This is a genomic window from Odoribacter sp. Z80 (assembly GCF_009935865.1).
Classification (GTDB): Bacteria; Bacteroidota; Bacteroidia; order Bacteroidales; family Marinifilaceae; genus Odoribacter.
Genome location: NZ_QWEL01000033.1, coordinates 1 through 1,227, shown reverse-complemented (window position 1 = coordinate 1,227; position 1,227 = coordinate 1). Strand labels below are relative to the sequence as shown.

Below are 1,227 nucleotides of genomic sequence, written 5' to 3'. Positions count from 1 at the left end.
GGATGGTTATGTGCCAGTATAATGCTTGAACTATGTGCCAATAATGCAGTCTGCATGATTAGCCGTACATCGACTACTGTACCGTCCATTCCTCCCTCTGAAATCGTAGTAATACCTAAAACCTTATTTGCTCCATTGAGTAAGACCAGTTTAAAGTATTCCTTGTATTCCAGCGTATCATCATTAAAAGCCTGTTCCATCAGTAGCTTGTAAGCATCCTGCGGGTAATGAATGGAATATCTGTCTGCCGCCTTTACTTTTGGCTTATAGCTTACCGTTAATTCGCTAACCTGTTGCATAATCTATTTTATTTGTTGTTTGTAATCTAAAAATGAGGGGAGGGCATTACCCCTTCCCTCAACGCACAATACCCCCTATATGGAGTATTAATGCACCCTGCCTGTAAAGTATAAGCCATATCTTTTGTCCTGAATGTGGGATTTCAGGTATATAATGGAGTAATAAAACAAGTTGATTGTAACTTCTAATCAGAATATCTGCACAGGTATACCTGTTTGTATCTGCACCTACTAATGCCAGATAAAAGCCATTTTTTTAGTTGGCAAAATTACAAGTAAAAAGCCTGTCTGTTCCTGTGCCAGTTCTGCCCTGTCTGACCTCTGCTACACACATAAAATAAGTAAAAAGGAGAGCATGATAACTCTCCTTCCTGTACCTGTTTTGTTACCCTTCCATTTCCACCGCTTCAAAATAGGCAACCTCTTTTTCCTGTAACTTTTCACCACTCAGCCCATAAAGCGATGGTGTACCCATGCTGAAATCCGGTTTAATGGCTTTAAACGTTTCACCTGTACACCTGAGCAGTTTACCAATAATGTACTTCTTTACATAATCCACCTGTCCCTCTGGCGAATCAGCAAAAGCAGGTATATTTACAATCTGCTTTACCTGTTTGATGCCCTCTCCGTCATAGGCAGGATAGGGCTGTACCAATTTGTTCAGGCTGATACCTCCTTTCTTAACGGGTTCTCCTGTCTGCTTGTCAAAAAGTATGGTAATCAAGCCTAAGTAATACCTTTTGTTTTCTGGCAGGCGTTCTTTATTTGGCTTTTCTATCTCCACCCATTCGTCCGTAATAAAGTAGTTGAAAAAGTTACTCAGTCCTGATACGCCTTTCTCGTTGGCTTGATATGCGTACTTTTCTGCAATCGTATCGACATTAATGGAACGTACATTTTTTGGTTTGGGCAGTTCTTTGGTGTTTTC

At 40.4% G+C, this 1,227-nt stretch carries 2 protein-coding genes; both read right to left on the bottom strand.

The window, feature by feature from the left end; all coding sequences use genetic code 11:
- A partial coding sequence (locus tag D1136_RS10765; protein ID WP_161877618.1) for a JAB domain-containing protein occupies positions 1–299 on the bottom strand: 299 nt, incomplete at its 3' end.
- Between the two features lie 385 nt (positions 300–684).
- Positions 685–1,227: hypothetical protein (locus D1136_RS10760; protein ID WP_161877097.1), on the bottom strand; the 543-nt coding region annotated here is incomplete at its 5' end.